The organism is Pseudomonas sp. HR1 (genome assembly GCF_030175875.1).
GTDB lineage: Bacteria > Pseudomonadota > Gammaproteobacteria > Pseudomonadales > Pseudomonadaceae > Chryseomonas > Chryseomonas oryzihabitans.
Genome location: NZ_JASNRF010000003.1, coordinates 51,650 through 74,403 on the forward strand (window position 1 = coordinate 51,650; position 22,754 = coordinate 74,403).

General features: G+C 68.2%; 20 protein-coding genes. 14 read left to right on the top strand and 6 right to left on the bottom strand.

Going from position 1 to position 22,754, the window contains the following annotated elements:
- Positions 1-75: 75 nt before the first annotated feature.
- A complete protein-coding gene (locus QKY98_RS11715) occupies positions 76-591 on the top strand; it encodes a dihydrofolate reductase (protein WP_284670963.1) in 516 nt (171 codons plus the stop codon).
- A gap of 112 nt (positions 592-703) precedes the next feature.
- Positions 704-1,606 carry a hypothetical protein gene (locus QKY98_RS11720; RefSeq protein ID WP_284670964.1) on the top strand — a complete coding sequence of 301 codons (903 nt, stop codon included), beginning with the start codon at positions 704-706 and terminating at the stop codon, positions 1,604-1,606.
- A 117-nt stretch (positions 1,607-1,723) separates the two neighbouring features.
- On the opposite strand, the gene QKY98_RS11725 is transcribed toward QKY98_RS11720, so the two are convergent.
- The 4 genes from QKY98_RS11725 to QKY98_RS11740 all read right to left on the bottom strand — a co-directional run bounded on the left by QKY98_RS11725 (position 1,724) and on the right by QKY98_RS11740 (position 6,132).
- Positions 1,724-2,161 carry a hypothetical protein gene (locus QKY98_RS11725; RefSeq protein ID WP_007162558.1) on the bottom strand — a complete coding sequence of 146 codons (438 nt, stop codon included), beginning with the start codon at positions 2,159-2,161 and terminating at the stop codon, positions 1,724-1,726.
- Positions 2,162-2,482: 321 nt separating this feature from the next.
- Positions 2,483-3,490, bottom strand: coding sequence for a nucleoid-associated protein YejK (gene yejK, locus QKY98_RS11730; RefSeq protein WP_007162557.1), 1,008 nt, complete (start codon positions 3,488-3,490; stop codon positions 2,483-2,485).
- 221 nt (positions 3,491-3,711) lie between these two features.
- Complete coding sequence (locus QKY98_RS11735; protein ID WP_284670965.1) at positions 3,712-4,587, bottom strand: GntR family transcriptional regulator; 876 nt, start codon at positions 4,585-4,587, stop codon at positions 3,712-3,714.
- A 90-nt stretch (positions 4,588-4,677) separates the two neighbouring features.
- Positions 4,678-6,132 (bottom strand): amino acid permease, encoded by a 1,455-nt coding sequence (locus tag QKY98_RS11740; protein ID WP_284670966.1) that lies wholly within the window; start codon positions 6,130-6,132, stop codon positions 4,678-4,680.
- A gap of 218 nt (positions 6,133-6,350) precedes the next feature.
- On the opposite strand from QKY98_RS11740, the gene QKY98_RS11745 reads away from it, so the two are divergent.
- Together QKY98_RS11745 and QKY98_RS11750 are read left to right on the top strand one after the other, a co-directional pair.
- Positions 6,351-7,394, top strand: a complete 1,044-nt coding sequence (locus QKY98_RS11745; RefSeq protein WP_007162554.1) for a GlxA family transcriptional regulator — start codon at positions 6,351-6,353, stop codon at positions 7,392-7,394.
- A 173-nt stretch (positions 7,395-7,567) separates the two neighbouring features.
- A complete protein-coding gene (locus QKY98_RS11750; protein WP_007162553.1) occupies positions 7,568-7,723 on the top strand; it encodes a hypothetical protein in 156 nt (51 codons plus the stop codon).
- A gap of 69 nt (positions 7,724-7,792) precedes the next feature.
- On the opposite strand, the gene QKY98_RS11755 is transcribed toward QKY98_RS11750, so the two are convergent.
- A complete protein-coding gene (locus tag QKY98_RS11755) occupies positions 7,793-8,692 on the bottom strand; it encodes a DMT family transporter (protein ID WP_007162552.1) in 900 nt (299 codons plus the stop codon).
- Between the two features lie 97 nt (positions 8,693-8,789).
- Here QKY98_RS11755 and QKY98_RS11760 point away from each other — a divergent pair, with 97 nt between their 5' ends.
- From QKY98_RS11760 to QKY98_RS11800, 9 genes are all read left to right on the top strand, one after another.
- Complete coding sequence (locus QKY98_RS11760) at positions 8,790-9,650, top strand: LysR family transcriptional regulator (protein WP_284670967.1); 861 nt, start codon at positions 8,790-8,792, stop codon at positions 9,648-9,650.
- Positions 9,651-9,816: 166 nt separating this feature from the next.
- Positions 9,817-11,007: an MFS transporter gene (locus QKY98_RS11765; protein ID WP_144947192.1), complete on the top strand. Its 1,191-nt coding sequence runs from the start codon at positions 9,817-9,819 to the stop codon at positions 11,005-11,007.
- Positions 11,008-11,224: 217 nt separating this feature from the next.
- A complete protein-coding gene (gene ugpB / locus QKY98_RS11770) occupies positions 11,225-12,541 on the top strand; it encodes a sn-glycerol-3-phosphate ABC transporter substrate-binding protein UgpB (protein ID WP_144947189.1) in 1,317 nt (438 codons plus the stop codon).
- 75 nt (positions 12,542-12,616) lie between these two features.
- Positions 12,617-13,504, top strand: coding sequence for a sn-glycerol-3-phosphate ABC transporter permease UgpA (gene ugpA, locus QKY98_RS11775; protein WP_007162548.1), 888 nt, complete (start codon positions 12,617-12,619; stop codon positions 13,502-13,504).
- On the top strand, positions 13,501-14,346 hold the full coding sequence (ugpE, locus tag QKY98_RS11780; protein WP_144947186.1) for a sn-glycerol-3-phosphate ABC transporter permease UgpE: 846 nt from the start codon (positions 13,501-13,503) through the stop codon (positions 14,344-14,346). Before ugpA ends, ugpE begins: the two co-directional genes overlap by 4 nt.
- Before the next feature lie 2 nt (positions 14,347-14,348).
- Positions 14,349-15,431 carry a sn-glycerol-3-phosphate import ATP-binding protein UgpC gene (locus QKY98_RS11785; RefSeq protein ID WP_144947183.1) on the top strand — a complete coding sequence of 361 codons (1,083 nt, stop codon included), beginning with the start codon at positions 14,349-14,351 and terminating at the stop codon, positions 15,429-15,431.
- Positions 15,432-15,625: 194 nt separating this feature from the next.
- Positions 15,626-16,831 carry an exonuclease subunit SbcD gene (gene sbcD / locus QKY98_RS11790; protein ID WP_144947265.1) on the top strand — a complete coding sequence of 402 codons (1,206 nt, stop codon included), beginning with the start codon at positions 15,626-15,628 and terminating at the stop codon, positions 16,829-16,831.
- A 100-nt stretch (positions 16,832-16,931) separates the two neighbouring features.
- Positions 16,932-17,771, top strand: coding sequence for an SRPBCC family protein (locus tag QKY98_RS11795; RefSeq protein ID WP_284670968.1), 840 nt, complete (start codon positions 16,932-16,934; stop codon positions 17,769-17,771).
- The gene (locus QKY98_RS11800; RefSeq protein ID WP_027599041.1) at positions 17,771-18,946 is read left to right on the top strand and encodes a zinc-dependent alcohol dehydrogenase; all 1,176 of its coding nucleotides are present in this window, start codon (positions 17,771-17,773) and stop codon (positions 18,944-18,946) included. Before QKY98_RS11795 ends, QKY98_RS11800 begins: the two co-directional genes overlap by 1 nt.
- A 42-nt stretch (positions 18,947-18,988) precedes the next feature.
- Here QKY98_RS11800 and QKY98_RS11805 read toward each other — a convergent pair whose 3' ends face one another.
- Positions 18,989-19,126 carry a hypothetical protein gene (locus tag QKY98_RS11805; RefSeq protein WP_155951402.1) on the bottom strand — a complete coding sequence of 46 codons (138 nt, stop codon included), beginning with the start codon at positions 19,124-19,126 and terminating at the stop codon, positions 18,989-18,991.
- 172 nt (positions 19,127-19,298) lie between these two features.
- Here QKY98_RS11805 and QKY98_RS11810 point away from each other — a divergent pair, with 172 nt between their 5' ends.
- Complete coding sequence (locus tag QKY98_RS11810) at positions 19,299-22,724, top strand: AAA family ATPase (RefSeq protein ID WP_144947175.1); 3,426 nt, start codon at positions 19,299-19,301, stop codon at positions 22,722-22,724.
- The last annotated feature ends 30 nt before the right edge of the window (positions 22,725-22,754 follow it).

Below are 22,754 nucleotides of genomic sequence, written 5' to 3' on the forward strand. Positions count from 1 at the left end.
GCGCCCTTGCGGCAAAAACGCCGAGCATAGTCCCTGGCGCCCTGGCTGTTAACGCCTCTGTTATGCTCTGTCACCATGAAAACCTCTCTCCCCCTGAGCCTGATCGTCGCCGTGGCCGACAACGGCGTCATCGGCATCGACAATCGTCTCCCCTGGCACCTGCCGGCGGAGCTTAAATATTTCAAGGCCGTGACCCTCGGCAAGCCGCTGGTCATGGGTCGCAAGACCTGGGACTCCCTGGGCCGCCCGCTGCCGGGTCGGCTGAATCTGGTGGTCTCCCGTCAGACTGATCTGGTGGCCGAAGGTGCCGAGGTGCGGACGTCGCTGGCCGCTGCCGTGGAGCGTGCCGAGGCCTGGGCCCGGGAACGCGAGGCCAGCGAGATCATGCTGATCGGCGGCGCCCAGCTGTTCGCCGACGCCCTGCCGCTGGCCCAGCGGCTCTACCTGACCCGCGTCGCCCTGGCGCCGGACGGGGACGTGTTCTTTCCCGCCTGGAACGAGGCCGACTGGAAACTCGTCTCGCGGCAGCAGCATGCCGCCGAAGAAGACCGTCCCGCCTATGCCTGCGAGGTCTGGGAGCGTCGGGCCTAGGGTCGTCGCGCCGCCCTTGCCGGGTCCGTCCGCCGCTAAGCAAAGCCTAAGGTTGCCCTGGCATAAAGGAGGCTGAGGCGAGCCGCCCGGGCGGCCGGAGGGTGCAGATGTGATGGCGATCGACAGCCAGATGCAGGCGACAACGGCAGGCACCCAACCTGCCCGTCCAGGCGCGACGGGCAATCCGACTACCTCGGCGGCCGACAGTGGCCAGACTGGCGACGCGTCCAGTGGCAGCGCCGTCGCCGTGGACCTGTCGCCCGCGGCCCAGCTGATCGCCGGTCTGCTGCCGGGGCAGTCGAGCGGCAATGCCGATCTCGACGGCTTCATGCAGATCCTCCAGCAGCAGATCCGCAGCCAGGGCACCGACGCCGCCGTGCTTGGCGAGATGCCCGAGGGGGCCAGTCCCGACCGTATCCAGTTGGCGAAGCAGGCGGCCAATCACCTGCTGGTGAGCTATTACCATGACGACAGTCGCTATGCCGATGCCTCCACGCAGGATCCCTTCGCCAACCTGGACAGCAACAGCCTGGCGCGTATCGCCAGCGACGATTCCGGCACCTTCACCTCGGCTGAACGTCAGCTCGCCTATTTCGAGGGCGCGCAACGTGGCGCCGATGCGGCCAATGTGGCCTTCTCCGGGCTCTCCCCGCAGGATCAGGGTGCCGCGTCCTGGAACTGGGCACCCGCCGCCACGGAAGACGCCGGCATCCTCGGTACGCTGAATCCCGGCATGCCGGATTGGCAACCCAATCAGTTGAGCAGTCAGCTCATCGATAGCCTGAGCCCCAGCGGCGTGGCGACCGCTGCCGCTCAGGAAACCGCCCAGCTATCGGCACCGACCTTCAACGTCAGCACCGGTGCCGATGGTGCACCCCAGTGGACGGTGCTGCCTACGGACGGACAGGGCGCAGGGGCAAACACCGCGCTGAATGGCAGTATCCTCACCCAGATGACCGGCACGACAGCCGCGCCGGCGCTGTCGCTCTATCGCCAGATCGCCGCGTTCGGTTGAGTAGGGTTGTTGGGCTCAGGTCTGCCTGTTGGGCTTCGACGATGAAGCTGTCTCAGTCCACCCTCCGGGGCGGTAGGTTGGGCTGAGCGCCAGCGAAGCCCAACATCGTGGCGTCGCTCAGATCGCCCGCAGCTTCTTGGCCGGCAGGTAGTCGCGATGAACGCGCTCTTCCACCAGGTACAGCCAGCAGGGACCTTCCACCTGGGGAAAGAGGCGCACTTCCTGGATGCTGCTGGGCTTGGGTTCGCCATTGCCGACCTGCACGGCCACGCTCTGGCCGAGGCGGAAGCGCGGCACCACGCCGGCGTCCACCACGCTCTGCTCGGCCTTGGTGGCCGGGCGGCCCAGGTACTCGCCCAGGTCCACCGGACCGGAGGGGCCTTCGGCCACGGTGTCCACATGGAAACTGTAGGCAGTGGCCAGGCCTTCGTCGCCACCGTGGATCTCGCCCTGCTTGATGCGCGACACGGCCTGGTCGAGGGCGGCGTCGAGCGTCAGTTCGTTGTTCGATTGCAGGGTGATGACGATGCGGCGTTCGAAGGGGTACTGGCTCATGATTTCGACTTTTTCGGCAGAGAGGGAAAAGAAGGGACATCTTGTGCCCCCTTTGGCCGGCCGCTGTCCAGCCGGGGGCGCCCGATCGGTGATCGCGTTTGCAACCCCGGGTGTCCAGGGGCCAGGCGGTCGCTAGGTTCTGTACCAAAAAGCGCCGAGCGAAGGTCAGGCGAGGCCTAGGCGGCCCCGCGAAAAAGGCTGAGGAAGCGGATCGGACTCGCGCTCGAGTTTACGAGCGGTAAATGAGCATTCCGATCGGACTGGCGATCCAGGCCTTTTTCAACGAAGCATCACCGAGCGCAGGCATTTTTCGTACAGAACCTAGTCCTTGCGCCGCTTGAGCTGGTCCTTCAGTTGGGTCGGCACCTCGCGAATGATCAGCACATCCTGGCCTTCGTCGTATTCGATGCGCGAGCCCAGCAGGTGCGCCTCGAAGCTGATCGATAAGCCTTCGGCGCGACCGGTGAAGCGGCGGAATTGGTTGAGGGTGCGCTTGTCCGCCGGGATCTCCGGCGCCAGGCCGTAATCCTTGTTGCGGATGTAGTCGTAGAAGGCGCGTGGCGCCTCGTCGTCCATCAACTCGGAGAGGGCATCCAGGGCCATGGGCTCACCGCGCTTGGCCTGGCTGCTGGCGTAGTCCACCAGGGTGTCGGTCTTTTCCTTGGCGGCCTCTTCCGGCAGGTCCTCGCTCTCCACATAGTCGCTGAAGGCCTTGAGCAGGGTACGGGTCTCGCCCTTGGCGTCGACGCCTTCCTGGCAACCGATGAAGTCGCGGAAGTAGTCCGAGACCTTCTTGCCGCCCTTGCCACGGATAAAGGAGATGTACTGGCGCGACTGCTTGTTGTTGCGCCACTCGGACAGGTTGATGCGCGCCGCCAGGTGCAGCTGGCCCAGGTCCAGGTGCTTGGCCGGCGCCACTTCCAGCTTTTCGGTGACGGTCACCCCCTCGCTGTGGTGCAGCAGGGCGATGCTCAGGTAGTCGGTCATGCCCTGCTGGTACTGGGCGAACAGCACATGGCCGCCGGTGGAGAGGTTGCTGCTCTCCATCAGGCCCTTGAGATGCTCCACTGCCTGGCGACTGAAGGCGACGAAATCCTGTTCGCCTTCCAGATAGGCATGCAGCCAGCCACTGAAGGGATAGGCGCCGGATTCTTCGTGGAACAGGCCCCAGGCCTTGTTGGGCTTGGCGTTGTAGCTGTCGTTGAGATCGGCCAGCAGATTCTCGATGGCCTGGGAGTCGGCCAGTTCGGCGTCCCGCGCGTGCAGGGTCGCGGGCTGGCCGTCGGGCTTCTTGTCGATCAGATGGACGATGGCGTGACGGATCGGCATGGCGGACTCGGTTAGCTGAGAGCCTGTTCAACGTCTCACGAGCTAGAGACAAACAAGGCGAAAATGGCTGAGGAAGCGGAGTTTACAGGTAGTAAATGAGCATTCCGAAGCCATTTTCAACGCCGTTTGGCCGACGCGCAGTAGACGTTGGATAGGCTCTGGGAAAGTCGGCCAGTCTAACGCTCCCGCGCCCTCGCGGGCAGGCCCCTGGCGCCGCAGGCTCAGCGCGCCGGCGCCGTCTGCTTTTCCTGCAGCGCATTGCTCAGGTGTCGGGTCATGAAGACCGCGGCCTCTTCACGGCGGTCCACCAGCAGCAGATCGATCAGCTGCAAGTGCTCCTGGCAGCGGCGCTGGGCCTGCTCGCGATCCACCGACTTCTGGTATTCGATCAGCCGGCGCAGGCGATTGAGCCGGCGCAGCGCATCGAGGATGAAGGCATTGCCCGAGCAGCGGGCGATGGTCTCGTGCAGGCGGGTGTTGGCGTCGAAGATCTCCGCCGGCGAAGCCTCGAACACCCGGCCCGCGGCCAGCAGCTGCTGCTCGTCGCGGCAGCGCCGCAAGGCCTCGGCATCCAGAGTGAAGTCGGCTTCACGGATGCCGGCCGGTTCCAGCAGCAGGCGAAAGCGGTAGCTCTGGGCATAGGCATCGGGCGAGGTGAGGCCTTCGACGAAACTCCAGCCGTAGCCCGGCAGGCGCTCGGCCCAGCCTTCCTGGACGATGCGCCTCAGGATGTCGGCCAGTTGCCCGCGGGTGACCTGGTAGCGGCGGATCAGCTCGTTTTCCGTGACCTTGAGCGGCAACTCGCCCTCGATGCGATCGCGGGCGATGGTCAGGTACAGCCGCTCGCTGGCGGAGACCTCCTCGCGCGCCTGGGGCGTGGTGTCCAGGGCCGCGGCGGCCACGGCGAAGCCGCCCTCGGGATGCCGCGCCAGCAGGCTCCGGTCGGCCATCTGCTGCAGGGCGCTGCGCACCGGCGAGCGCGACACCCGCAGGCGTTCGGCCAGGGCGCGCTCGGGCAGCCGGGTGCCCACCGCCAGCTGGTGCGAGGCGATGTAGGTGAGGATGTCGGGAATCAGTTGGGAGGCGAGGGTGCCCATGGCAGCGCTGGCGAATCGACCGTAAAGGCCAGGATGCTAGCACGGGACCCGCCGGGCGCAGCCGGCGCGGCGGGTTTCGCGGAGGGTCGTTCAGTCGCCGCTCGGGCTGACGTCCATGTCCCTGAGCTTCACCAGGCGGCTGCGGTGCTTGAGGCGATAGCCGAGCCAGACGGCGAGAAACAGCGGCAGGCTGATATAGGTGGCGGCCAGACCCAGCCAGTCCACGCCGTTCGGTCCGAACAGGGCGGCATAGTTCTGCCCCAGGGTGATCACCAGGCAGAGGGCGAAGGCCAGCAGCGGTCCGAAGGGAAACAGCTTGGCGCGATAGGGCAGGTCTTCCAGGCGGCGACCCTGGGCCAGGTAGCCCTGGCGGAAGCGATAGTGGGACACGGCGATGCCCAGCCAGGCGATGAAGCCGCACATGCCCGAGGTGTTGAGCAGCCAGCCATAGAGCGCCTTGTCGCCCACCAGGGAGGTGAAGAAGCACAGGGCGCCCACCGCGGTGGTGGCGAGCAGAGCGTTGCGCGGCACGCCATTGCGCGCGACGCGGGCGAACAGGCGCGGCGCCTTGCCCTGCTCGGCCAGGCTGTGCAGCATCCGCGTCGAGGCATACATGCCCGAGGTGCCGGCGGAGAGCACCGCCGAAAGGATCACCGCGTTCATCAGGCTGGCGGCGAAGGCCAGGCCGGCGCGCTCGAACAGCAGGGTGAACGGCGAGACGGAGACGTCGGTGGCGTCGTTCTGCAGGAGTCGCGGATCGGTGTAGGGGATCAGCATGCCGATGACGAAGATCGCCAGCACATAGAACATCAGGATGCGCCAGAACACCTGGCGAATGGCGATGGGCACGTTCTTGCGCGGATTTTCCGATTCACCGGCGGCGATGCCGATCAGCTCGGTGCCCTGGAAGGAGAAGCCGGCGATCATGGCTACCCCGACCATGGCCTGCAGACCGCCGACGAAGGGCGCCTCGCCTTGGGTGAAGATGGTCAGCCCCGGCGGCTCGATGCCGCTGAAGATGCCGAGGATGGCGGCCAGGCCCAGGCCGATGAAGACCACCACGGTGGTCACCTTGATCAGCGCGAACCAGAATTCGCTCTCGCCGAAGCCGCGCACCGATACCGCATTGAGCAGGAACATCAGGCCGAGAAACAGCGCGCTCCAGAGCAGCCCCGGCACCTCGGGAAACCAGAAGCCCATCACCAGCTGCGCCGCCACCAGCTCGGCGGCGATGGTCACCGCCCAGTTGTACCAGTAGTTCCAGCCAAGGGCGAAGCCGAAGCCGTCTTCGACGAAACGACTGCCATAGATGGAGAAGGAACCCGACACCGGCTGGTAGGCGGCCATCTCGCCGAGACTGGTCATGAGGAAATAGACCATCAGGCCGATCAGCGCATAGGCCGCCAGGGCGCCGCCCGGACCGGCGGTGGCCACGGTGGCGCCGGAGGCGACGAACAGGCCGGTGCCGATGGAGCCGCCGATGGCGATCATGTTGAGGTGACGGGGCTTGAGCCGGCGCTGCAGACTCGGAGAGGCGGTGGACATGGGGTTTCCAGCTGGCAGTTGAAGGGGCCGGACGTTGGCTCTGGCGGCCATTCACGGTCATGGGGCGCAGGGCGGTGCACCCACCGGCTGCGGCGACCTGCACGGGCAGGTGGCAAAAAAGCGGCGAAGCTTAGCAGGCTAAGGGCGTCAGGTGGGATGGCGGTCGTCGGTGCGCCGCTGTCGCAGTCCGATCATCGCCGGGCCGCGCTTCGGCTAGCATGACCCAGGGTCCCAGCAGGCAGCGCAGCGTGATCGATTCCAGAACCTTTGGCAGCGGTATCCAGGGCAAGAACTACCTGCAGTTGCAGTCGATGCGACCGCGGCCGGAATTTTCCCGGCTGGTCGGCTTCATCCTGCTCGATCACTTTTCCCTGCCGTCCTTTACCCAGGCGCTGGATACCCTGGTCACCGCCAACCTGCTGGCCGCCGGCACCTTCGCCACCCGCACCTACAGCCCGACCGGCGCCGAGGTACTCAGTGACCTCGGCATCGTCATCCGCCCGGACGGCGACTACCGTGCGGCGGAGGGCGCCCGCTTCGACCTGCTGGTGGTCTGCGGCGGCCTGCGGACGCCGCTGGAACTGGATCCACGGCTCAAGGCGCTGCTGCTGCGCGTGGCCCGGCAGCAGGTAACCCTCTGCGGCCTGTGGAACGGCGCCTGGCAACTGGGCCAGGCCGGGCTGCTGGACGGCTATCGCTGCGCCATCCATCCCGAACAGCGCAGCGCCTTCAGCGAACGGGTGCGCGGGTGCAAGACCTCTGCGGAAAGCCATGTGCTGGATCGCGATCGGCTCACCGCGGCCAGTCCCAGCGGTGCCTTCCACCTCTTTCTCGAATGGATCGGCGCCCAGTGCGGGAGCGCCCTGGCCGATGGCCTGGTCAACATCCTGGCCTTCGAGGAATCGCGCTTTCGCCAGGTCAATCCGACGCTCAAGGTGCAGATGACCCCGCCGCTGCGCGAGGTGGTGACCCTGATGGAGGCCAACATCGAGGAGCCCCTCACCATCGAGCAGCTGTGCGACTATGCCGGCCGCTCGCGGCGCCAGGTCGAGCGACTGTTTCGCGAGCAGCTCGATACCGCGCCCATGCGCTACTACCTGGAGCTGCGCATCACCGAGGGGCGCCGGCTGCTGCAGCATTCCACCCTGTCGGTGCTGGAGGTAGCGGTGGCCTGCGGCTTCACCTCGGTCACCCACTTCAGCAAGAGGTATTCGGCCTACTTCGGCTATCCGCCGTCCAAGGAGCGGCGGCTCAAATACTAGGCTGCAGCAGGCCCGCATCACGCGCGCGGAGCGGCCGGAAGGGCCCGCCTCAGAGCGTTTCGTCGGCGTACCGGAACGGCTCCGCGCCGTCTCGCTCGAAACTTCACCCCGGGCATCTCGGCCTGCGTGCTGCGGCGAAGGGGGCTGACTGTCCTAACGAGCGAGGAAATGCCATGACCGATCCACGTAACGTCGCCCACGACAAGAAAGTGCAGCAGGAAAAGAAGCATCAGGGCGAGGACATCGCACCCGATGCCGAGCACGCGCCGCAACCGGGCAAGAAACCCGCGCTCAAGGACCACGACGAGCAGGCCGACGACAAGGCCTGACCGCCCGCCGGCCTCGCCACGCGAGGCCTTCGCCGATGCTGACGGCCGTCGGCATCGCACCCCAGAGAGTCACCCGCCCAGCGCCGGCTCCGGTTGCCGGGTCCGCTCCGCCGCATTCAGGCACAGCAATCCCGCCAGGGCGAACAGCAGGCCGAGCAGCATGCCCGGCGCCAGGGGTTCGTCGAAGCAGGCCCAGGCCCAGAGCAGTGCCACCGGCGGACTCAGGTAGAGCGCGCCACTCACCGCCTGCGGGCTGCCCTGACGCAGGCACAGCCAGTAGAGGCCGAAGCCGAGCAGGGTCGGGATCAGCAGCCAGAGCACCGCCAGGGCGAAGCCGAGGGTCAGCGGTGGCGTCAGCGGGCCTTCCACCCCGGCCACCCCCAGCATCACCAGACTGCTGGCCGCGAGCTGGATGAAGAGCTGCGTCCGCAGCGCCAGTCGACTCGGCGGCAGGCGACTCTGCACCAGGGTCGCCAGCGCCAGGGCCAGGGCACTGCCCAGGGGCAGGGCATAGGCCCAGGCGGGGGCCACGCCCAGTCCCAGTCCCGCGCCGGTGGCCAGCAGGACGCCCGTCAGGCCCAGGCCCAGGCCGAGCCACTGGCGGCCGTTGGTGCGCTGGCCCGGCAGCAGGCAGCAGCCCAGCGCCACCAGCAGCGGCGACAGATCCGACAGCAGCGCCGCCAGCCCGGGTGAGACGCCCAGTTCGATGGCCTTGGCCGCCGGTCCTACCGCGCCGGCAAAGGCCAGCACGCCGATGCCCGCCTGCTGACCGATGATCTTCAGCGGCAAGCGCCGCACCTCGGCCCAGGCGAAGGGCAGCAGCAGGAGGGCGGCCAGCAGCAGGCGCCAGCAGGTCACCAGCAGGGTAGGGGCCTGGTCCGCGGCATAGCGATAGCCGACGAAACCGGCGCTCCAGCAGAGCACCAGGGCGAGTTGGCGCAGCAGGGGGGAAGACAGGATGGCAGGCATGAGCGGACTCCAGCTGACGGGATGCCTTGAGCCTGGCCCAGGGTGGTAATACACTCAAACGACATTATCGGTATCTATGGTTCGATAAAAACGCATCATGTCAGCGCCCTTCGATATCGACGTCCTGCGTACCTTCCACACCATCGTGCGGCTGGGACAGTTTCGCGCCGCCTCGCTGCAGCTCAATCGCAGCCCCTCGGCGGTGAGCAGCCAGATCCGCCGGCTGGAAGAGCAGACCGGCGGCCGGCTGTTCGAGCGCGACAACCAGGCCGTGACCCTGACCCCGCTCGGGCGTCGCGTGCTGCTCGAGACCGCCGACCTGTTGCAGACCCATGACCGTATCCTCGCCGGTCTCACCGGCCAGCCGGTGGTGGGGGAGGTGCGCCTGGGCGTGGCCGAGGACTATGCCGCGCGCCTGCTCAAGGCCGTCTTGCCGCGCTTGCAGGGCGAGCATCCCGGAATCGTCCTGGAGGTGCTCACCGGCAACAGCAGCCAATTGCGGCGCTGGCTTGGCCAGGGCCTGCTGGACCTGGCGCTGCTGGTGGGACCGCCCCGCACCGACCGGGCGGACGGCCAGAGATTCGGCCATACCCAGCCGGTGTGGGTCGCCGGTCCCGGGCTGCAACTGAGCGCGGAGGCCAGCGTGCCCCTGGCGCTGCACGGCGAGGGCTGCAGCTATCGCGAACTGGGCATCGACCTGCTGATCCGCCAGGGCCGGCGCTGGCATGCGGTGGTGACCAGCGCCGCCTCTTCGGCGCTGGAAGCGGCGGTCGAACTGGGGCAGGCGGTGGCCATCACCGACCGGGCACGCATGACCCCGCCGATGCGCGAACTGACGCCGGAAGAAGGCTTTCCCGCGTTGCCGGTGCACGAGTTGCGACTGGCCTCGCCACCGGGCGAGCGCAGCCCCGCCTGCGCCTCTCTGGCCGGGCTGATCGCCGAGGATTTCCGCATCTAGCCCGGCGGCCCGGCGTTTGACCGGGCCCTGGCCCAGCCACTAAGGTGGCCGCCTTGCCGCTCGACCCCTGGGCCTGCGCTCCCACCTCCGGCATGCGCGCCCCCTGTCCGCACGTCCGGTCCGCTACCGCCGCTCCTGTCCGCTGTTCTGGAATGTTTCGCCTGTCATGACTGCCTCACCCGCCATCCCCCGTCTCATCTATCTGCTGGCCCTGACCATCTTCGCGCTGACCACCGCCGAATTCATGGTGGCCGGCATGATGCCGGCGCTGGCCGCCGATCTCGGTGTCTCCCTCGGCCAGATCGGCTATCTGATCTCCTGGTATGCCCTGGGCATGGCCCTGGGCGGCCCGCCGCTGACCCTGTTGCTGCTGGCCCTGCGCCTGGCGGAAAAGTCGGCGCTGCTGTGGCTGCTGGCGCTCTATCTGGTCGGCGCCGTGGTGGCCGCGCTGGCGGTCAGCTATCCGGTGATGGCGGCGGGGAGGGTGCTCATGGGCATCGCCAGCTCCGCCAGCATCGGCCTCTGTCTGACCCTGGGCGCCAACCTGGTCACGCCGGATCGCCGCGGCCGGGCGGCCTCGCTGATCCTGTCCGGACTCATGCTGGCGCCGGTGTTCGGGGTGCCGGGTACGGTACTGATCGAGCAACTGGCCGGCTGGCGCGCCAGCTTCTGGGCGGTCGCCCTGCTGGCGGCCTGCTGCACCCTGCTGGTCGGCCTCTGCGTGCCGCGGGCGCCAGCGCGCGCGGCCGGGCAGTTGGGCGGGGAGCTGCGGACCCTGGTCAGTGGCAGACTCTGGGCGGCCTACCTCACCAGCGGCCTGATCATCGGCGCGACCTTTGCCGGCTTCAGCTACTTCTCGCCCATCCTCATCCAGGTGACGGGTTTCGCGGCCACCACCATTCCCTGGTTGCTGATGGGGTATGGCCTCGCCAACGTGCTGGGCAATCTGCTGGTGGGGCGCCTGGCCGATCGCTACACCCTCAAGGTGCAGGGTGTCGGTCTGGCGGTGCTGGCGCTGGGCTTCGCCCTCTTCGTCAGCTGCGCCGACAGCGCCGCGGCCAGCCTGCTGGCCCTGGTGCTGATCGGCCTGACCGGGGTGGCCCTCAACCCGGCCATGGTCGCCCGGGTCATGGCCGCGGCCACGCCGGGCCCGCTGGTCAACACCCTGCACACCTCGGTGATCACCGCGGGCCTGGCGGTGGGCGCCTGGGCCGGCGGCGCGGCCATCGATGCCGGCCAGGGCCTGCGCGCACCCCTGTGGGTCGGTCTGGGCATGGCGCTGCTGGGCGTGCTGAGCCTGGTGCCCAGCCTGGTGCAGCGACTGGCGCTGGCGTCATCGCCAGCGGGTCGTTGCTAGTACCTGGCAGCTGGGGCGACCTGGTCGCGTCGGGCTGCCGCCGCGCGCGCCCGGGTTTCGTCGCTGAATGGCTCTACGGCGCACCTTTCAGAGGGATTGCGTGTGCCGCCTTCACTGTAGCCTGACTGTCATCTTTCCCTGGCATGTTGCCTTCCGAACACGGGAGGCGCGTTTTCGCGCTTTCGATTCCTGGACCTTCGACAAGGGCGGTACGGACATGCAGGCTTCGCTTCGCGGTATGACGTTGGGTGTGGTGCTCGGGCTGCTGAGCGGCGGCCCGGTTTGGGCGGCCACGCCCATTCCCTTCTGGCATTCGATGGATGCGGAGCTTGGCAAGGAGGTCGACTCCCTGGCCCAGCGCTTCAACCAGGCGCACCCGGAATTCCAGGTGCAGCCGGTGTACAAGGGCAACTACGAGCAGAATCTCGCGGCTGGCATCGCCGCCTTCCGGACCGGCAAGCCGCCGGCCATCCTGCAGGTCTACGAAGTGGGCACCGCGACCATGATGGCGTCCAACGCCATCGAGCCGGTCTACCAGGTGTTCAAGGACGCGGGCGTGAAGCTGGATGAAGCGGGCTTCGTACCCACCGTCGCCAGCTACTACAGCGACGCCAAGACCGGTCAGCTGCTGTCCATGCCGTTCAACAGTTCCACCCCGGTGCTCTACTACAACAAGGCGGCCTTCAAGCAGGCCGGCCTCGATCCGGAAGCGCCGCCCAAGACCTGGCAGGAGCTCGCCGACGACAGCGCCAAGCTGCGCGCCGCCGGCCTGAAGTGTGGCTATACCAGCGGCTGGCAGAGCTGGGTCCAGCTGGAAAACTTCAGCGCCTGGAACGGCCTGCCCTTCGCCAGCCAGGACAACGGCTACCTGGGCAGCGACGCGGTGCTGGAGTTCAACCAGGCGCCGCAGGTCAGGCACATCGCCCTGTTGCAGGCGATGGGCAAGCGCGGCGATTTCACCTACGTCGGCCGCAAGGACGAACCCACGGAGAAGTTCTACAACGGCGACTGCGCCATGCTGACCACCTCGTCCGGCTCGCTGGCCAACATCCGCCACTACGCCAAATTCGACTTCGGTGTGGCCATGATGCCCTATGACGGCGACCTCAAGAGCGCTCCCCAGAACGCCATCATCGGCGGCGCCAGCCTCTGGGTGTTCAAGGGCCAGGATGCGGCGGTGAAGCGCGGCGTGGCCGAATTCCTCGCCTTCCTGGCGCAGCCGGCGATCGCCGCCGAATGGCATCAGCTGACCGGCTACCTGCCGATCACCAAGGCGGCCTACGACCTGACCCGCGAGCAGGGCTTCTATACCAAGAATCCGGGGGCCGACATCGCCACCCGGCAGATGCTGAACAAGCCGCCGCTGGCCTTCACCAAGGGCCTGCGCCTGGGCAACATGCCGCAGATCCGCGCGGTGATCGACGAAGAGCTGGAAAGCGTCTGGACCGGCAAGCAGGCTCCGCAGCAGGCGCTGGATGCCGCCGTGCAGCGCGGCAACGTGCTGTTGCGCCGCTTCGAGAAATCCACCCAGTAAGCCTGGGATCCGCCCTGGCGGCGCCGGCCGACGACTGTCGGCGCCGCTCCTCTTTTCGCGACGATGCGTGCGCCCATGTCCACATCCCGTCAGGTCTTTCCCACCGGCTGGCTGCCCTATGCGCTGCTGGCGCCCCAACTGGCGATCACCGCCGTGTTCTTTCTCTGGCCCGCCGGCAAGACGCTCTGGTATTCGCTGCAGAGCGTCGATCCCTTCGGCCTGTCCAGCCAGTTCGTCGGCCTCGACAACTTCCGTCAGCTATTCCAGGACCCGCTGTATCTGGCCTCCTTCTGGACCACCCTGACCTTCAGCGCCCTGGTGACCGGCTGCGGCCTGCTGGTGTCCCTGGTGCTGGCGGCGCTGGTCGACCTGGTGGTGCGCGGCAGCCGGGTCTACCAGACCCTGCTGCTGCTGCCCTATGCGGTGGCGCCGGCCATCGCCGCGGTGCTGTGGATCTTTCTGTTCAACCCCGGTCTCGGTCTGCTCACCCTGCTGCTGGAGCGCTACGGCTATCACTGGAACCACGCCCAGAACGCCGGCCAGGCGATGTTCCTGGTGGTGCTCGCCTCGGTGTGGAAGCAGATCAGCTACAACTTCCTGTTCTTCTTCGCCGCGCTGCAAGCCATCCCGCGCTCGCTGCTGGAGGCTGCCGCCATCGACGGCGCCGGGCCGCTGCGCCGCTTCCTGCAGCTGTCGCTGCCGCTGATCGCGCCGGTCAGCTTCTTCCTGCTGGTGGTCAACCTGGTCTACGCCTTCTTCGACACCTTTCCGGTGATCGACGCCGCCACCGGCGGCGGCCCGGTGCAGGCCACCACCACCCTGATCTACAAGATCTACCGCGAGGGCTACACCGGGCTCGACCTCTCCGCCTCCGCCGCCCAGTCGGTGGTGCTGATGCTGCTGGTCATCGTGCTCACCGTGGTGCAGTTCCGCTACGTCGAACGCCGGGTACGCTATCAATGATCGAGAATCGCCGCGGACTGACGCTGCTGTGCCACCTGATGCTGGTGCTGGGCATCGGCGTCATCCTCTTTCCGCTCTATGTGGCCTTCGTGGCCGCCACCCTCGATGACCGGGCGGTGTTCGCCACGCCCATCAGCCTGATCCCGGGGCGCCATCTCTGGGACAACCTCAGCCTGATCTGGACCCAGGGCGTGGGCAACAGCACCGCGCCGTTCTGGCGGTTGCTGCTCAACAGCTTCCTGATGGCGCTGGGCATCACCCTGGGCAAGCTGTCGGTGTCCATCCTCTCGGCCTTCGCCATCGTCTGGTTTCGCTTTCCACTGCGCACCCTGGCCTTCTGGCTGATCTTCATCACCCTGATGCTGCCGGTGGAGGTGCGCATCTTTCCCACCGTGGACACCATCGGCCATTTGGGAATGATGGACAGCTACGCCGGCCTGACCCTGCCGCTGATGGCCTCGGCGACCGCCACCTTCCTGTTCCGCCAGTTCTTCCTGACGCTGCCCGACGAGTTGCTGGAAGCGGCGCGCATCGATGGCGCCTCGCCGTTGCGCTTCTTTCGCGACATCGTCCTGCCGCTGTCGCGGACCAACCTGGCGGCGCTGTTCGTCATCACCTTCATCTACGGCTGGAATCAGTACCTCTGGCCGCTGCTGATCGTCAGCAACCCCGATCTCGGCACCGCCGTGGCCGGCATTCGCGGCATGCTCTCGCTCGGCGAGCGGGCGCCGCAGTGGAACCAGGTGATGGCGGCCATGCTGCTCACCCTGATCCCGCCGGTGGCGGTGGTGCTGGTCATGCAACGTGCCTTCGTGCGCGGTCTGGTGGATAGCGAAAAGTAATCATGGCAAACCTCGAACTCAGAGCCGTCTCCAAGCGCTGGAACGGCAAGACCCAGGTCATCCAGCCGCTTGATCTTCAGGTGGCGGATGGCGAATTCATCGTGCTGGTGGGCCCTTCGGGCTGTGGCAAGTCCACCCTGCTGCGGCTGGTGGCCGGGCTGGAGCGGGTCAGCGCCGGCAGCATCCACATCGGCGGGCGGGACGTCACCGCGCTGGAACCCAAGGCGCGCGGCATCGCCATGGTGTTCCAGAACTATGCGCTCTATCCGCACATGAGCGTGGCCGAGAATCTGGCCTGGGGCCTCAAGATCGCCGGTCTCGGCCGCGCCGAGATCGCCACCCGGGTCAAGGAGGCGGCGCGCATCCTGGAACTGGATGGCCTGCTCGAACGGCGGCCGCGAGAGCTGTCCGGCGGCCAGCGCCAACGGGTGGCCATGGGCCGCGCCCTGGTGCGCGATCCGGCGGTGTTTTTGTTCGACGAGCCGCTGTCCAACCTGGACGCCAAGCTGCGGGTGCAGATGCGCCTGGAGTTGCAGCAGCTGCACCAGCGACTCGCGACCACCAGCCTCTATGTCACCCACGACCAGGTGGAGGCCATGACCCTGGCCCAGCGGGTGGTGGTGATGCAGGCAGGGGTGGTCGAACAGCTCGGCACTCCGGTGGAGGTCTACGAACGCCCGGCGACGCGCTTCGTCGCCAGCTTCATCGGCAGTCCGGCAATGAATCTGCTGGACGGCCAGGTCGACGCCGCGGGCAGTCACTGCGACATGCCGGGCGGTCTGCGGCTGCCCCTCGGGCCGGGCTATCGCCACCTGGCCGGACGCCCGGTCTGCCTCGGCATCCGGCCCGAGCACCTGCAACCCTGCAGCGACCCCGAGCAGGGGCTGCCGCTGGTGGTCCGCACCCTGGAGATCCTCGGCGCCGACAACCTGGCCCATGGGCGCTGGGGCGAGCAGGGGCTGGTGGTGCGCCTGCCGCATCAGCAGCGGCCGGCGCCGGGCCACGTCCTGCAGCTGCGCGTGCCGCAGGAGCACCTGCACCTGTTCGATGCCGCCTCCGGTCAGCGTCTAGAGCCGCGGTACTAGGCTTCAGGCACTGGGCACGCCGGTCCGGTCGGGGCGCGGGACGGTTTCCCTCCGGCGCCCCGGAGAGGATACTGCGCCCTTTGCCGCGCTGACCGCCGATACCCATGGAAAACCTCCCGCTGTTCGATCTGCCCGCCGCCCCCGAGGAAAAACCCAAGCCCAGGCGCGCCCGCAAGGCTTCGCCCGCCAGCGGCCTGCGCCTGCTGCACACCTCCGACTGGCACCTGGGGCAGCATTTCCTCGGGCGCACCCGCGAGGCCGAGCATCGCGCCTTTCTCGCCTGGCTGGTCGACCAGGTGGCGGAGCAGGAGGTGGACGTGGTGCTGGTGGCGGGAGACATCTTCGACACCGCCACGCCGCCGAGCTACGCCCGCGAGCTGTACAACGGCTTCATCGTCGCCCTGCGTGCTACCGGCGCCAGCCTGGTGGTGCTCGGCGGCAACCATGATTCCGCCGCGGTGCTGGCCGAGTCCCGCGAATTGCTCGCCTGCCTGGACACCCGGGTGATCCCCTGCGTCAGCGCGACGCCGGCCGATCAGCTGCTGGAATTGCGTCGTCGCGACGGCGAGCTCGGCGCGCTGCTCTGCGGCATTCCCTTCGTGCGGCCGCGTGACGTGCTGCAGAGCCAGGCCGGGCAGAGCGCCGATGACAAGCGCCAGGCGCTGCAGCAGGCCATCCAGGGCCACTACGCCGAGCTCTACGCCCTGGCCGAGGCGCGCCGCGCGGAACTGGGCGCGACGCTGCCGATCATCGCCACCGGCCACCTGACCACCGTGGGTGCCAGCGCCAGCGAGTCGGTGCGGGAGATCTATGTCGGCAGTCTCGACGCCTTTCCCACCAGCGCCTTTCCGCCGGCGGACTACATCGCCCTCGGCCATATCCACCGACCCCAGCGGGTTGGCGGCCTGGAGCAGGTGCGCTACAGCGGCTCGCCGCTGTGCCTGAGTTTCGACGAGCAGCGGGACAAGGAAGTCCTGCTGGTGGAGTTCGGCAGTGCCCTGGAGCGGGTCACGCCCCTGGCGGTGCCCTGTTTCCAGCCCCTGGCCGTGGTGCAGGGCAGCCTCGACACCCTGGGCGCGGCTCTGATCGAGGCAGCGGCCGATGGCAGTCCCGCGTGCCCGGTGTGGGCCGAGGTGGTGGTGGTCGGTGACGACTACCTGGCCGATCTGCAGCCGCGTATCTCGGCACTGGTGGCCGACCTGCCGCTGGAGGTGCTGCGGGTAAGGCGTGCGCGCAGCCTGGTAGCGCCTACCTTGCAGGGCAATCCGCGCGAGACCTTGGAGGAGCTCAGTCCGCTGGACGTCTTCAGCCAGCGCCTGGCCGCCGAGACCCTGGATGACGAGCTGCGCAGTCGTCTGGAAGGCCTTTACCGCGAGGTTCTCGGCGAGTTGCCGGCCTGATCGCAGCGAAACGCTTCCATCGGACCAGCTTTTTCGTCCGGAACAAGGCCCGTTTGCCCGGGGTCACCCTCTCTATGTAGCCCATACCGGAGGAGACCCCATGCACGACCTATCGCAACCCCTCGCTGCCACGCGCCATGAGCGCACCGACAACCAGGTACCCAATGTCCAGGGCACCGAACGCCTGGTGTCCCTGCTGGGCGGCGGCCTGCTGATCCTTGGCGGTCTGCGCCGCGGTGGTCTGACCGGCTGCGTGAAGCTGGCCCTGGGGGCCATGGCGCTCAGCCGCGGGGTCCGACAGCGGTGCGAACTCAAGGCCGCCTTGCAGCCTTCGCCCTTCGAGCAGGCCTTGGCCGAGCGCTGGGGCTGGCGCAATCCCACCGCCATCCAGCGCAGCGTCACCATCGCCAAGCCGCGTGAAGAGGTGTTCGCCTACTGCTCTGACCTGCAGCACCTGCGCGAGCTGCTGCCCTTTGTCGACCGCATCGAACTAGGCGCCGATGGCGACAGCCACTGGCATGCCTCCGGTCCCCTGGGGCGCACCCTGAGCTGGACCCTGGAGCAGAGCGAGCGTCGCGAAAACGAATTCCTGCTGTGGAGCACCGTGCCCGGCACGGTCATGGCGCACAAGGCCAGCCTGACCTTCAGCGACGCGCCCCAGGGCCGCGGCACCCTGGTCCAGGCGGTACTGGCCTGCGAAGCCCCGGCCGGCCTGCTCGGCCATGCGGTCACCGAAGGCATCAGCCGCTTCACCGGCAAGGCGGTCAACCTGGGTCTGCGGCGCCTCAAGCAGCAACTGGAGACCGGCGAGATCGCCACCCCCGAGGTCACCCGCAGCGGTCGACCCCTGGCACCCCCCCATCCGCCGGTGAGCCGTCCGGCCGACGAACCCCAGGCCGACCTCGACGCCGGCCTGGGCACCCAAGCGAGGACCGAATGATGCGCGCCCTGACCTGGCAAGCCCCCAACCGTCTGCAGGTGGAAACCGTCCCGGATCCGGAGATCCTCAACCCGCGTGACGCCATCGTGCGCGTCATCATGTCCTCGGTATGCGGCTCGGACCTGCATCTGCTGGGCGGCTACGTCCCGGCGATGAAGCCGGGCGACATCATCGGCCACGAATTCCTCGCCGAGATCGTCGAACTGGGCAGCGGCCTGCGCAATCAGGGCCTGGCCATCGGCGACCGGGTGGTGACGGTCTCCATCCTCGGCTGCGGTGACTGCGAGCACTGCCAGCGCGAAGACTACAACTGCTGCGACAACAGCAATCCCAAGCCCGAGTTGACCGAACTGGCCTATGGGCAGCCCTGCACCGGCATCTTCGGCTACAGCCACGCCTTCGGTGGCTATGCCGGCAGCCATGCCACCTATGTGCGGGTGCCCTATGCCGACGTCAATCTGTTCAAGGTGCCCGACGGGGTCAGCGACGCCCAGGCGGTGTTCGTCTCCGACGCCGTGCCCACCGGCTACTACGCCGCCGACATCGCCGACATCCAGCCCGGCGACACCGTGGCGGTCTGGGGCTGCGGCGGGGTTGGGCAGATGGCCATTCGCAGCGCCTACCTGCTGGGCGCCGAACGGGTCATCGCCATCGACCGCTTCAGCGATCGCCTGCAACTGGCGGCCGAGAAAGCCGGCGCCATCGTCCTCGACTACGAGACCACCAACATCCATGAGGCGCTGCTGGAGCTGACCGGTGGCCGCGGTCCGGATCGCTGCATCGACTGCGTCGGCATGGAGGCCCATGGCACCCAGGTCGACTACGCCTACGACAAGACCAAGCAGCTGCTGCGCCTGCACACCGAGCGCGGCTCGGCGTTGCGCCAGGCCATCCGCGCCTGTCGCAAGGGTGGCACGGTCTCGGTGATCGGGGTCTATGGCGGGGTGATCGACAAATTCCCCATGGGCGCCATCGTCAACAAGGCCCTGACCCTGAGATCGGGCCAGCAACCGGGCCAGCGCTATGTGGAGCGGCTGTTCGAACACATCCAGAAGGGTGAACTGGATCCGTCCTATCTGCTCACCCATCCGATGAGCCTGGAAGAGTCGCCCTATGGCTACGAGCTGTTCAAGTCCAAGGACAAGAACTGCATGAGGGCGGTATTCATGCCGTGAGGGGTCGCCCGGTGATCTAAGGGCTCACCGGGCTTTCAGCACCTAGACCAGCCAGGTCGCCAGCGGCTGCCACAGCGCCGCGACCTTGTGGCCGCCACTGCAGCTGACCAGCGCCAGGGTGCCCAGGCCGACCAGCAGGGGCATGCCGAGAAAATCTAAGGGAGACAGGGGCGAGCGCACGACGAATCCTCCTGGGATACGTGGTTGCAGAGCGATACCTTGCAGTTGAGAGCAGAGGCCGGAGCAAGTTCAGCGGTGGGCACGACCACAGGTCGAGTGGTCGGTTGGCATGGGCGAGCGCGCCCAACAATGCCAGAATCGGCGGTTCGCCGAGTCGTCCTGGAAAAGCCCGATGAAGATCCTCACCCTGCGCCTGAAGAACCTCAATTCCCTCAAGGGTGAGTGGAAGATCGACTTCACCGCCGAACCCTTCGCCAGTAGCGGCCTGTTCGCCATCACCGGGCCGACCGGGGCGGGCAAGACCACCTTGCTGGACGCCATCTGCCTGGCGCTCTATCACCGCACGCCGCGCATGAGCAAGGTGGGCGGAGAGAGCAACGAACTCATGACCCGTCACACCGGCGACTGCCTCGCCGAGGTGGAATTCGCCGTGCGTGGCGAGCGCTATCGGGCCTTCTGGAGCCAGAGACGCGCCCGCGACCGCGCCGATGGCGCCCTGCAGCCGCCCAAGGTGGAACTGGCCAGGCTCGACGGCAGCATCCTCGCCGAAAAGACCGGCGACAAGCTCAGACTCACCGAAGAACTCACCGGCCTCGACTTCGAGCGCTTCACCCGTTCCATGCTCTTGGCCCAGGGGGGCTTCGCCGCCTTCCTGGAAGCCAGCGCCAGCCAGCGCGCCGAATTGCTGGAAGAGCTGACCGGGACCGCGGTGTACGGGCAGATCTCCCAACGGGTGTTCGAACGCGCGCGCGAGGCCAAGGGCGTGCTGGAGGGCCTGCGCCAACGCGTCGCCGGGGTCGAGGTGCTGGATGACGAAAGCCGCCAGGCACTGGCCGCCGAAGGCACCGGCCTGGCGCAGCGCGAAGAACGCCTGGGCGCGGACCTCAAGACCTTGCAGGTCCAGCGCCAGTGGCTGAGCGCCCTGGAGCAGGCGACGGCGGGCGAGCAGCAGGCCGCCACCCGGCTGGCTGCGGCGCAGCAGGCCTGGGACGCCGCCGAGCCGCAGCGCCAACGGCTGGCCGCGGCCGAGCCGGCGGCGCGGCTGCTGCCCATCGAACAGGCCTGGCGTGAGGCCGCGGCGCGTGAACAGCGCAGCCGGGACGAACTGGCCCAGCTCGACCAGCGGATCCAGACCCTGGCCAGCCGCCGCGACGCCGCCCTGGCCCAGGCCCTGGGCGCCAGTGGCGAACAGCTGCGCCAGGCCGAGGCGGAGCAGGCGCAGGCGCTGGATGAACAACAGCGCCTGGAGCAGAGTCTGGCCGAGCGGACCCGCCATGCCGAACTCGGCGAGCGCCTGGGCGACTGGCGCAGCCAGCTGGCCCTGCGCGACGAAAGAGCCGAGGCCCTGGCGCGCCTGACGCGCCGCCAGGAAGAACAGACCCGTCAGCTGCAGCTGCTGGCCGAGGAACGCGAGGCCCAGCAGGGGGCGCTGACCCGTGCGCAGGCGCAGGCCGCCCAGGCCCAGACGGCGGAGCAGGCCCAGAACGAACGCTGGCAGGCCGCACTGGACGGCCGCGACGAAAAGGCCTGGCGCGCCCTCTGGCAGGCGGCGCTGGGACGGGTCAACGAGGTGGACCAGCTGGACCAACTGGTCGAGCGTCGGCGTCAGCTGCAGGCCCAGCTGGAGCGCCTGGCGCGCAGCCAGGGTGAACGCCAGCGCCAGCATGGCGAGCATCAGGTGCGCCTGGAGGCCCTGCGTGGACGCTATCGTGAAGTCGCCCAGCAGGTGCGCGAGCGCGAAAAGCTGCTCGAACAGGAAAGGGTCATCCGCAGCCTGGAAGCCCAGCGCGCCGAGTTGCAGCCCGACGAACCCTGTCCGCTGTGCGGCTCCCGCGAACACCCCGCGGTGGCCGACTATGCCGCCCTGGACGTCTCCGCCACCCAGACCGCCCTTCAGGACGCCAAGGCCGAGCTGGAGCGCCTGACCCAGGAAGGCAAGGACCTCAGCGAAGCCCTGGCGGCGCTCAAGGCGCAACTCGATCAGGCCTACGAGCAGCAGGCCGAGGCCAGTCAGCAGCTGGACCAGTTGGGCGAACTCTGGCGCCAGCGTTGCACGGCCCTGGGCGCCGATCCCGAGGCGCCCGGTGCCATCGCCGAATTGCGCCGCCGGCAGGATCAGGAACTGGCGCGCATCCAGCAGGTGCTCGCCACCCTCGATGGCCTGCGTCAGCAGGGCGAGGAGGGGCGCAACGAAGCCCAGCGCCTGGCGCGTCAGCAGGCCGATGCCGAACAGCGCCTGGCGCTGGCCGAGGCCGCCTGGGAGCGGGCGCGCCAGGCGCTGGCCGAAGGTGCCGAAGAGCTGCGTCAGGCCCAGGTACAACAGGCCAGGGCCGAGCGGCAGCTGGGCGAGGAACTGGCTGGCTGGGGCCATGAGGTCCCCGGTCGTGCCGGCGAATGGCTGGCCCAGCGCGACCAGGAGTGGCGGCTCTGGCAGGCCGACAGCCAGCGCGCTCAGGCCTTGCAGCAGCTGCACAAGGAGCTCGCCCAGCGCCTGGCCATCCTGGCCCCGCTGGTCGCGACCTGGCGCCAGCGCGCCGGCGAGGTCACCCCCGCCCCGGTAGCGCCGGAGGCCGCTACGGCCGTGCTCGCCGAGGCGACCGCGACCTGGGAAGACTGCCGCGAGCAGGGTGCGGCGCTGCAGGGCACGCACCAGGCGCTGCACGAGCGGCTGGCGGGTGAGGTGCAACTGGCCCGCGAAGCCGGCGAGCGCTGGCAGGCCGCCCTGGCCGCCAGTGCCTTCGCCGACGCCGAAGCCTGGCGCGCCGCGCAACTGGACGACCACCAGCACAGCGCCCTGACCGCGGAGCGCACCCGCCTCGAGACCGCCCTGACCGAAGCCCGCGCCCTGGCAGGGGCCGCGCGGGAGCGGCACGCCGCCCTGGCTGCCGAGCCGCTCACCGAGCGCAGCGCCGCCGAGCTGGATGCCGAACTGGCCGCCGCCGGCGCCGAATTGCGCGCCCTGGGTCAGCGCCAGGGCGAGGTCAATGCCGCCCTGCGCGAAGACGAACGGCGGCGGGACGGCCTGCAGGCGCTGCTCGGCGAGATCGCCGCCCAGGAGCGCGATCATGATCTCTGGCAGCATCTCAACGGCCTGATCGGCTCGGCGGATGGCGCCAAGTTCCGCAAGTTCGCCCAGGGCTTGACTCTGGATCACCTGGTGCACCTGGCCAATGGTCAGCTGATGCGCCTGCACGGTCGCTATCGACTCTTCCGGCGCCAGGCCGCCGAACTGGAGTTGCAGATCCTCGACACCTGGCAGGCCGATGCCCTGCGCGACATCCGCACCCTTTCCGGCGGCGAGAGCTTCCTGGTGAGCCTGGCCCTGGCGCTGGCCCTGTCGGATCTGGTCAGCCAGCGCACCGGCATCGATTCGCTGTTTCTCGACGAAGGCTTCGGCACCCTGGATGGCGAGACCCTGGAGGTCGCCCTGGATGCCCTCGACCAGCTCAATGCAAGTGGCAAGACCATCGGCATCATCAGCCACGTGGAGGCCCTCAAGGAGCGCATCCCGGTGCAGCTCAAGGTGCGCAAGGGCGTCGGCCTTGGCCATAGCGGCCTGGAGCGGCGCTATGCGGTGGAGAAAAACGCTACCGAGTGAGTAATTTTTCCGGTGCAGTGGTCGAAGCCC

What these genes read in the sequence shown, in the direction of transcription:
- QKY98_RS11795 (WP_284670968.1), top strand. Translation starts at nt 16,932, where the DNA reads ATGCACGACCTATCGCAACCCCTCGCTGCCACGCGCCATGAGCGCACC.
- QKY98_RS11715 (WP_284670963.1), top strand. Translation starts at nt 76, where the DNA reads ATGAAAACCTCTCTCCCCCTGAGCCTGATCGTCGCCGTGGCCGACAAC.
- QKY98_RS11720 (WP_284670964.1), top strand. Translation starts at nt 704, where the DNA reads ATGGCGATCGACAGCCAGATGCAGGCGACAACGGCAGGCACCCAACCT.
- yejK (WP_007162557.1), bottom strand. Translation starts at nt 3,490, where the DNA reads ATGCCGATCCGTCACGCCATCGTCCATCTGATCGACAAGAAGCCCGAC.
- ugpB (WP_144947189.1), top strand. Translation starts at nt 11,225, where the DNA reads ATGCAGGCTTCGCTTCGCGGTATGACGTTGGGTGTGGTGCTCGGGCTG.
- ugpE (WP_144947186.1), top strand. Translation starts at nt 13,501, where the DNA reads ATGATCGAGAATCGCCGCGGACTGACGCTGCTGTGCCACCTGATGCTG.
- QKY98_RS11785 (WP_144947183.1), top strand. Translation starts at nt 14,349, where the DNA reads ATGGCAAACCTCGAACTCAGAGCCGTCTCCAAGCGCTGGAACGGCAAG.
- QKY98_RS11725 (WP_007162558.1), bottom strand. Translation starts at nt 2,161, where the DNA reads ATGAGCCAGTACCCCTTCGAACGCCGCATCGTCATCACCCTGCAATCG.
- QKY98_RS11800 (WP_027599041.1), top strand. Translation starts at nt 17,771, where the DNA reads ATGCGCGCCCTGACCTGGCAAGCCCCCAACCGTCTGCAGGTGGAAACC.
- QKY98_RS11750 (WP_007162553.1), top strand. Translation starts at nt 7,568, where the DNA reads ATGACCGATCCACGTAACGTCGCCCACGACAAGAAAGTGCAGCAGGAA.
- QKY98_RS11760 (WP_284670967.1), top strand. Translation starts at nt 8,790, where the DNA reads ATGTCAGCGCCCTTCGATATCGACGTCCTGCGTACCTTCCACACCATC.
- QKY98_RS11735 (WP_284670965.1), bottom strand. Translation starts at nt 4,587, where the DNA reads ATGGGCACCCTCGCCTCCCAACTGATTCCCGACATCCTCACCTACATC.
- QKY98_RS11765 (WP_144947192.1), top strand. Translation starts at nt 9,817, where the DNA reads ATGACTGCCTCACCCGCCATCCCCCGTCTCATCTATCTGCTGGCCCTG.
- QKY98_RS11745 (WP_007162554.1), top strand. Translation starts at nt 6,351, where the DNA reads ATGACCCAGGGTCCCAGCAGGCAGCGCAGCGTGATCGATTCCAGAACC.
- QKY98_RS11755 (WP_007162552.1), bottom strand. Translation starts at nt 8,692, where the DNA reads ATGCCTGCCATCCTGTCTTCCCCCCTGCTGCGCCAACTCGCCCTGGTG.
- QKY98_RS11810 (WP_144947175.1), top strand. Translation starts at nt 19,299, where the DNA reads ATGAAGATCCTCACCCTGCGCCTGAAGAACCTCAATTCCCTCAAGGGT.
- QKY98_RS11740 (WP_284670966.1), bottom strand. Translation starts at nt 6,132, where the DNA reads ATGTCCACCGCCTCTCCGAGTCTGCAGCGCCGGCTCAAGCCCCGTCAC.
- ugpA (WP_007162548.1), top strand. Translation starts at nt 12,617, where the DNA reads ATGTCCACATCCCGTCAGGTCTTTCCCACCGGCTGGCTGCCCTATGCG.